The organism is Flavobacterium sp., from assembly GCF_003525665.1.
Classification (GTDB): Bacteria; Bacteroidota; Bacteroidia; order Flavobacteriales; family Flavobacteriaceae; genus Flavobacterium.
Window position 1 is genome coordinate 2297 of sequence record NZ_DQDX01000129.1, and the last position, 9518, is coordinate 11814.

The 9518-nt window shown below is 34.3% G+C and carries 5 protein-coding genes; 4 read left to right on the forward strand and 1 reads right to left on the reverse strand.

All coding sequences use genetic code 11. The features are described from left to right. From DIU01_RS09135 to bioB, 3 genes are all read left to right on the forward strand, one after another. On the forward strand, positions 1-948 hold a 948-nt coding region (locus tag DIU01_RS09135), incomplete at its 5' end, for a bifunctional riboflavin kinase/FAD synthetase (protein ID WP_367221907.1). A 117-nt stretch (positions 949-1065) separates the two neighbouring features. Next, complete coding sequence (locus DIU01_RS09140; protein WP_290833711.1) at positions 1066-1524, forward strand: hypothetical protein; 459 nt, start codon at positions 1066-1068, stop codon at positions 1522-1524. Positions 1525-1595: 71 nt separating this feature from the next. Beyond that, positions 1596-2681 carry a biotin synthase BioB gene (gene bioB, locus DIU01_RS09145; protein ID WP_290833713.1) on the forward strand — a complete coding sequence of 362 codons (1086 nt, stop codon included), beginning with the start codon at positions 1596-1598 and terminating at the stop codon, positions 2679-2681. A 70-nt stretch (positions 2682-2751) separates the two neighbouring features. On the opposite strand, the gene DIU01_RS09150 is transcribed toward bioB, so the two are convergent. After that, entirely contained in the window at positions 2752-8943 is a 6192-nt protein-coding gene (locus DIU01_RS09150; RefSeq protein WP_290833715.1) for a T9SS sorting signal type C domain-containing protein, read from the reverse strand. Between the two features lie 119 nt (positions 8944-9062). Between DIU01_RS09150 and DIU01_RS09155 the strand changes: the two genes are divergently transcribed. After that, positions 9063-9518: regulatory protein RecX (locus tag DIU01_RS09155; RefSeq protein WP_290833717.1), on the forward strand; the 456-nt coding region annotated here is incomplete at its 3' end.

The following is a 9518-nucleotide window of genomic DNA, read 5'->3' on the forward strand; positions in this document are numbered from 1 at the left end:
TTGCAAAAAGATTTAAAATTGAAATTATTTCATTCCTTATCAGAATATAAAGCAGCAAAAAAATCCATAGTCACTATCGGAACATTTGATGGTGTTCATATAGGACATAAACTCATTCTTGAAAAGTTAATTCAAAACGCTAAAGAACGCGATTGCGAAAGTGTGGTTCTTACTTTTTTTCCGCATCCGCGTATGGTTTTACAAGAAAGTTCTGATGTAAAACTGATCAATACTATCGAAGAAAAATCGGAATTGATTGGAAACATTGGAATTAAAAACCTCATCATTCATCCATTTGATCAAAAGTTTTCGAGACTTACCGCGGAAGAATTTGTCAAAACCATTTTAGTCGATTTACTTAACATCAAAAAAATAATTATTGGTTACGATCACCGATTTGGCAGAAATAGAACCGCTAATATTGACGACTTAATTGTTTATGGAAAACAATACGATTTTGAAGTCGAACAAATATCGGCACAAGAAATTAATGATAATGCGGTGAGTTCTACCAAAATTAGAAACGCAATTCTGGAAGGAAACATTTCATTAGCCAATAAATATTTGGGTTACAACTATACTTTTTCGGGTGAAGTTGTAAAAGGAAAGCAACTTGGCAGAACAATAGGTTTTCCAACAGCAAATATCCAAATTAAAGAATCGTACAAATTGATTCCTAAAAATGGTGTTTACATTGTAAAAAGCAATTATGATGGCAATACTATTTTCGGAATGATGAATATAGGAAATCGTCCAACTGTTAATGGCGAACATCAAACTATTGAAGTAAATTTCTTTGACTTTGATGCAGATATTTACAACAAAATAATTTCGATTGAAATTTTAGATTTTATTCGTGAAGAGCAAAAATTTGACTCACTCGATTCTTTAAAATCGCAATTAAACAAAGACCAACAAACGTCTTTAAGTTACATTTCAAAAATATAATTCGATTTTCTTAGAGTTAAACATTCTTATAGATTATGTTAAAACTTACGTATTGTATTTAATATTTCATAAATTTGATTAAGTGTTTACTAAAAAATAACTTAAAAATTTGAAATTATGAAATTATCTACAGAGTTTAAATACGGAATTTTAATATTTTTAGGAATTGGAATCTACTTTCTACTGATGGAAGTTTTAGGTTTGTCCCAACTTTATTTTTTAAGAATACTTAATGTCTTCATCGTTATTTATGGCTTGAACCTCGCTATAAAATCGAATCTAAAAAATGGCAAAGTTGGTTATTTACCCAATTTAACATCTTCTGCTTTAACTGGTTTCATAGGCATCGGACTGGGAATTATCGGACTTGTTGCTTATTTAAAAATTAGAGGAGGCGAACAATACATGAACCAATTATCAGAAGCATTTTTGTTTGGCGGAGAACCCTCTATTGCAGAATATAGTTTCGGACTTTTTATTGAAGGAATTGCATCAGTATTGATTGTTGCCTTTATCAATATGCAATACTGGAGAACAAAAGATGTGTTTAAAGATGATGTAGAGGTAAGTCTTTAATTTTTCAATTATAATTTCATTTTTTACTTCAAAACAATTTGACTACTTTTGATGCAACATAAAATATACTTATGAGCATCACAAAACACAATTGGACAAAAGAAGAAATTATAGCAATATACAATAAACCTTTAATGGATTTACTGTATGAAGCAGCATCAATTCATAGAGAACAACATGATCCAAATGTAGTTCAAGTATCAACATTATTATCTATTAAAACTGGTGGATGTCCAGAAGATTGTGGTTATTGTCCGCAAGCAGCACGATATCATACTGGTGTTGAAGGTAACGACCTAATGAGTGTTTCGCAAGTAAAAGCACAAGCATTGAGAGCAAAATCTGGTGGATCATCAAGAGTTTGTATGGGTGCAGCTTGGAGAAACGTAAAAGACGGACCAGAATTTGATCAAGTTTTAGAAATGGTAAGAACCATCAATAAACTAGACATGGAAGTTTGTTGTACCTTGGGTATGTTAACAGAAAACCAAGCACATCGTTTAGCTGAGGCCGGACTTTATGCTTACAATCACAACTTAGATACATCTGAAGAATATTATAAAGAAGTAATTTCTACACGCGGATTTGAAGATAGATTACAAACTATTGACAATGTACGTAAAACAAATGTAACCGTTTGTAGTGGTGGAATTATTGGTATGGGAGAAAGTATTGAAGATAGAGCCGGAATGTTAGTGGCGCTTTCTACTTTAAATCCGCAACCAGAATCGGTGCCAATTAACGCACTTGTAGCTGTTGAAGGAACGCCGATGGAAGAAGAAAAACCAGTTGAAATTTGGGAAATGATTCGTATGGTTGCAACCACTAGAATTGTTATGCCAGAAACTCAGGTGAGACTTTCTGCAGGAAGAACCAATATGTCTCGCGAAGGTCAAGCTATGTGTTTCTTTGCTGGTGCAAATTCTATTTTTGCTGGTGATAAATTGCTTACAACGCCTAATCCAGATGTTGAGGATGATATGAAAATGTTTGAATTGTTAGGTTTAAAACCACAAAAACCATTCACTAAAGTTTCACAACCAGCGACAGTTGAAGCAGAAGATTCTCAATTTCAATCGCTTGGAGAAAAACCAAAATGGACTCGTCCAGAACACAAAATTGAAAGAAATCTAGAAGCTTCTGGAAAAGGAAAATAGAACTTCCATCACATAAAAAAAAGTCCCATTCTATACAGATTGGGACTTTTTGTTTGAATTAATTTTATAATTATAGGATGATTTTTCTAGTTACAACTTGTCCGTTTTCTAAAGTGATTTTCACAATCAACGCTTGATTAACTGCAGACACATTTGGTAAAGTAATGTCATTAGCATTAATGTTATTTTTTCTCACAAGTTCTCTTCCTAAAATGTCGTAAACAAGTACAGACGACATTAATTCGTTAGCCGATTTTATTGAAACATCAGTACTTTGTGTAGAAACAAAAACATTGTTATCCAGTGAATCAAAATCGTCATTTGATAAAGCCGATGGTGTATATCTTACAATAAATCTACTATTAAACACACCAACTTCTGATGTAAATGTATAAGGTGCTGCTTTTAAATCATGTACAATACCTAATACTGTATCTTCTAAATAAATTCCTTGATTGCCTTCAAATAAACCGTCTACTTTCTTAATGGCAATTTTGTGACTTCCTGCATTTACAATTTTCACTCCCATAGGAACTAAATCACTATCAAGAAATGGTAATGGACGACCTTGAATTACATATTCGCCAGTATTAACCAAAGTATAAATACCAACTTCAGTTCTTGGTACATAAATACAATCATAGAAATGGTCTGCTACAAGCGTTGAATTTGCCGAATAACCCAATAAAGCTGACTCTTTTTGACCTACAGCTGTATTTATAATTGACAACCATATTCTGTGCTTTTCTTCTGGATTAGCTACTGTTAAATTAGTATTTGCTGTTCTGTAGAAAATAGAGTTATTGTATGGTGTTGCAGTGGCGTCTGTACGCATTGCATTAGTAAATGTAACCGTTTCGGTGGTTGATGGTGTTGTATTCAACATATTCACCATAAATCCTTGACCCGAAACAATAATTCCGCTAAAAGTTGTGTCTGTTGCTCCTAATTTGTTGTATTTTAAGTAATCAGTAGCATAATAATTAGCACCGAAATTATCATAAAATGGATCAGTAGCATTATCTGGTGCATGACCGTGCGTCCAAACCCATACGCTTCCATTAATTTTATCAACATTGGCATCTAAAAACTCTTCAGCAAAAATCGCTGATGGGTAAGGATTTCCAACTAAATTCCAATTATCATCAATAGAAGCCGCATTTGTTCCTCTTTGAATGGTACTTGTAAGCGTTCCGTTATTTGGTCTTCCAACAAAATTAGTTTCTAAATTTCCTGGTACTGAGCCATGAATTGGAAATCCACTTCCACAATTCACTATATATCCTTTTCCTACAGACATAATTGCATCTGCTCCTGTCGCACCATTCCAATTCCCTACCGTTCCATTTGTGTTAGCAAAAATAGGATTCCAGAAATACCTTTGTTGCGTTGGAATTAAACCTACATCAAAACCGAATACTGGTGATGACCAATACACATAATCTTGAGCGTTTACAAATGCCAAACGTTTTAATTTAAAATTAGTACCCACATTAGTATCAACTTCATCAATTTGAATTAATTGTGCATTGTTATCAAGTTCAAATTCTGCTCCAGTCGCCGCTATAGAAACTCCTTCCTTAACGGTAATTATTTGATTAATTGTCAATAACAGCTTAGCTGAATCTATTCTTAAATCTTCTTCTACTCTAGTTGCAAAATCGTCTTGAAGTGTTTTCACTCCAGTTCCAGAAATGGTTAAGTTTCTGTAGGCTGGCGAAAATAATGTGATGGTTTGGTCAGCTCCTGCATAATCAATTGTAGAATTTGCCTCTAAAGTTATTGTTGGAGTATTAGTGTTATCAATTGCTGTTACGCCGCTTCCACTAAAACCAGCAGTATTTGAATGCTTGAAAATTCCATCAGATTTCACTGTAAATGTTCCACCAGATTGTATTTTTACAGATCCTGTTGTTGTATTTGTACCAACATTATTACCAACAATATCAATATTATAATAATTTGGTGCTAATCTTATTTGTTGTAAAGTTAAAATTGGCACAGCTATTGAACCGCTTGTAAAAGTAACTTTTGTCCCTGTTCCCAAATTATACGTTCCAGATGCATCAGGTTTAACTCCAGTACCTGCTGTGATATATTGTGATGTACCAGTCATAGTCAAGTTGGTTCCTATTCCTCCCATTACTTTATTCTCAACATTTAAAACAGCTGCGTCCGCTACAGTAATTGTACCAGTAATAGAACTAATTGCAGATGAAATGGTTTTTGTACCACTTGTAGAAAAGGTCAGATTTCTGTAGTTACGGCTTCCTCTCAAATATTGATCATATACACTTGCACCATCAGCACCGTTCAACTCTATTGTAGAATTTCCTGAAAGATTATAAATAGAAGATAATCCATCCATTCTTGGGATAAAGTCAGTTGCAGATGATGATAAACTTGGAATAACATAACGTGTTCCGTCTTCCATAGTTAAACCGCCTGTGCTTCCTGTAATCAAAGCAGTTGCTGATTCAAAAAATTGACCTTTTATAATATTTAGTAATCCAGGCGCTGTTATACTTGTTGAACTGCTTAAGGTTAATTTTTTTGTATTATCTATTAAATCGCAAATAATAGTTTTGGCTGTTCCACCTGTAGTAAAAACATCTCCAGTAACTTGATCATTTTTCCCAACATACCAAAAAACTGCTGTTTGATCAAATGTTTTATTACTTGATGCATATTGAACATTTCCTGTAGTAGCAGATGCTTTTTGCAATCCGTCTAATGAAGTTGAAATTAGAGTTGTACCTGTTTGCGAAATAAAAGTATTTGTACCTGCCGGACTTGTTGTTGTTTTTTTAAGTACTAATGGAGTTGTTCCATCTGCTGCCCATCCAAAATGTAAAGTCCCACCAGTTTCAACTGTAAATGGAGCTGTATAACTAGCGATACTATTGGTTGTAAGGTCTTGTGTAGCGAAAGCCCTAACACTTGTTCCTTTAATCGCCATAGGTATCGCAACAGCTGTTGGAGCAACATCAATCAATTTAGGACTAATTAATGTTCCTCCATCAAAATTAACAGTCATTCTTGATGGAGTACCCGTGCCACCATCATTTAAAAATGAGGTAACCGTTGAAGCTACTTTTACATTTCCTTTAAAAGTTACATTACCACTTAATGATGTTGGAGTTCCTGAACTTGAATGGTGAATTTTTAAAATATCATTACTTAAGCATTGAAAATCACCATTAATTGTAAATTGATGATTAAATGCTGAATTTGAAAAACTCGCTCCAAAACTAAAAGGACCATCATTAACAATTAAATTACCATTAACTAAATATCCATTTGTACCAGTAGAATTTGTAGATCCAAGTACGTAGAATGCTGTATTATTTGTAATATCAAAATCATTTTCAGCGATATTTATAATTCCTACAGGTCCACCAACTATTGTAAAATTATCTGTCGGAGTTATATCTAGATATAGATTACCAAATTTATAACCGTTTGCATTATTGGAAATATTTGTGTCATTAATATTTATAATACTTCTATTGGTTGGACTTGCTGACCAATTCCAATCCCATATAACAACATAAGAACCCGATTCAAATAATTCGATTCCATCCCACATTGGATGTGTATTGTCTATTGAATTTTGATCCAAATACATTTCACCACCATCTCTAACTATTAAATTAGAAGTTGGTGCAACATCAATATCGCCTTCAATAGTTAATATTCCGCCCGCTAAAACTTCTATTTTTTTTCCAGCTGCAATCATTTGTGCGGCAACTGGTAGAGGATCATTTGCAACTATTATTAATTCTCCACCTGATTGAATAATAAAATCACAATTGTAAGCTTTGGCATTACTTCCTCCACCAGTTACATATTTGTCTATTAATATTCTATTTATTGTTGTAGTTGTGTTTTGTGGCGCATTATTATCTGGAACTGGTCCCCAAGATGTTCCATTATAATACTCCCAATCTCCATTAAAGGATAAATCTGTAGGATAAAGTGGGCGAAAATCTCCAGCTGCAAAACTAAATGCTGATATAACAAAACTTGAACTAGTCGTTCCAGCCAAACTGCCGCTTGTTGCTCCTAAAGTATATGTACCATTAGATGTATGAACTATTCCAGAAAATATCGAAACTCCTGTCCCAATAGTTGGGACAACACTTATTGGAGAACCAGTCATTGTTCCAGTTGAAGTAATTGAAATAGCTGTTGAGTAATCTAAATCGGTATTAGAATTTACATCACAGGCCTTAATACTTGGTGAGCTTGCCATTGCTGCATTTTGAGCTGTATTAACTGGCTGTACAACAAATGCTAATCTATCTGCAATAACTTCAATTCTATTTCTATCACCTGTAGTGCTAGAAATTGCTCCAGCAGCATTTGCTGCAGCAAATAATGAACTTCCAGTGGCAGCAGTGGCAGAAGCTACTGTAAATTGCAACTGTTGATTATCTGTTACAGCAGTATTAAATGTAATTCTTAACGTCAGATTTTCTTGAGTACCATCAAGCGCAGTAACGTTTGCTCCACTTAACCCAGAAAATGAAATTGTTCCGCCTCCAATTATTGGTGTGTTACTAATTAAAGTATTTGCCCTGAAAAGTGCCGCTGTTCTAATATTAGCAAGATTAGTCACATTAAATGTTATGGCAGATAATTCTGTTCCTAAAGCATCGGCATCCGTTAAAGTGGCTCCACCATCGCGAAGTGTAAATTGAAAAACTCCAATACTATTTGCTGTATTTGTAATTGATGCCGCTTGATAAACTGTATAATCAATATTAGAATTATAAGTAAATCCTGTGTTTTCAATAATATCAGATAAATTACTTGCTGTTGCCGTTGCCGTAAAATTGATTGTATAATTTGGTTCATCAGTATCATTTGTTGAACCGATGGTTACACTTCCTGTTCGAGTACCAATTGCAGTTGGTGTAAATCTCACCGTAAAAGTTGTTGAGCTTCCAGCAGTTACTGGTGATACTGCTAAAGGTGTTATTATACTATAATCTCCAGAAGCAGATAATGGTGTATTAAAAGTCAAATTGGAACTCCCTGTATTTTCTATTGTGAAAACTAAATCAGAACTTGAACCTATTGCAGTCGTAGCAAATAATTGTGTACCATTGTGAGCAATTGAAGTTGCGGCTTGTCTAACATTTATTTCTGGTTGCGGTGCACTAACCGTTAATGTAGCTGCAGTAGAAGTTGCAGGAGTACAAGGTGCATTTGATAAAACACAACGGTATTGATATCCGTTCATTGCAAAAGTTGCTCCAGTTATATTTAGCGTTGCTGTTGTTACATTTGAATAAGGTGCACCATTTGCTAAATCAGTAAAACCACTTCCTGTATCAACTTGCCATTGATATGTTCCCGCATTTGTTCCTGTTACACTAAAAGAAGTATTTGCTCCACTACTAATTGTTACGTTAGATGGATTTGTAGCAACTGCTGAAGGAGAATTTATTACAATTGCTCCACTTGATAATGATCCTGTACTCCAGCAAGTGCCATTGTAAGCACGAACATACACTGTACCACTTGAAGCTAAAGAATAATTAGAAGAAGTTGGCAACGAAGTTGATGTTCCTGTTGCGGTGGTTTGCCAATAAAATCCTGCTGGATAACTTAAAGTTGCAGCACCACAAGATGGATTTGCAGAAACTGCTATTGTACCTGTTGGATCTGCTGGTGGAGTGCATGCACTAGCTCCAGTAACATTTATACTAGTTGCATTCTCAACTCTAGCAGTAGTAGTTGCGGCGGTCAATCCCACAGGTATAATAAAAATATTAACTACCTGACTAACACCAACAGAAATTGCTGTAGCAGGTGTTATTGTATAAGTAGCTGCAGCAGTTGTTGGTGTGTATGTACCAATTAATGTTTTCGCGCCTGCACCAATACTGTATTGGACTGATACCGTTGGTGAACCAGTCACATTACTAACTCTAGAAACAATACTTAAACTATTTATTGTAAAAGTGTTGCTTGCATCACTTGATATTGAAAATGTAAACCATTTGCTTGCAGCTATATTTGCAGCAAGTGTACCATTAAAACCTGAACCTGTTATACATAACGCAGTATTTCCACAAGTAACACCCGAACCTCTAGACATTTGGGAGAAAGTTAAACCTGTGGGAGGAGTTGAAATTGTAGCAACAGGATTTGCTGGACAAACAGGTGTTGTGAATGCTGTGTAAGAAACATTAGTTTGTGCCCATGAAAAAGCACTAGCAAGAAGAGCTAATAAAAGTAGTTTTACCTTCATTTGTATTGGGGTTTATATTTGTAAATACTTTAACAAGATTTGGGACTACAAAAATAGTTGTAATTACCACAATTTCAATATCTTTGCATTAATAAATTATTAACATTTACCATTATTTCTTGAATTTTAAGGCAAATACTACAAACTCTGTAGACCAAATTATACAAAAACTAGAATATTTTTGCGCTTACCAAGAACGATGCCATAGCGAAGTGCAAGAAAAGTTGCGTTCGTTTCATCTATCTGGCACTGAAATGGATGTGGTAATTGTGCATTTAATTGAGAATAATTATTTGAACGAAGAACGATTTGCTTCTGTTTTTTCAATAAGTAAATTCCATCAAAAACATTGGGGAAAAATTCGAATTAAAAACGAACTCAAAGCAAGAAGAATTTCTGATTTTTTAATCACAAAAGCCCTTAAAGAAATTCCATCTGAAGAATATCAAACGACTTTCGACACCATTACTGAAAAACATTGGGAATCCATCACCGAGAAAAACGCATTAAAAAAACGCAAGAAATTCTGCGATTATTTACTTCGTAAAGGTTGGGAAAGCGATTGGGTTTATGAG

Bases quoted from the DNA above. Each gene is read 5' to 3' on its own strand.
- DIU01_RS09140 (WP_290833711.1), top strand. From the start codon at position 1,066: ATGAAATTATCTACAGAGTTTAAATACGGAATTTTAATATTTTTAGGA.
- bioB (WP_290833713.1), top strand. From the start codon at position 1,596: ATGAGCATCACAAAACACAATTGGACAAAAGAAGAAATTATAGCAATA.
- DIU01_RS09150 (WP_290833715.1), bottom strand. From the start codon at position 8,943: ATGAAGGTAAAACTACTTTTATTAGCTCTTCTTGCTAGTGCTTTTTCA.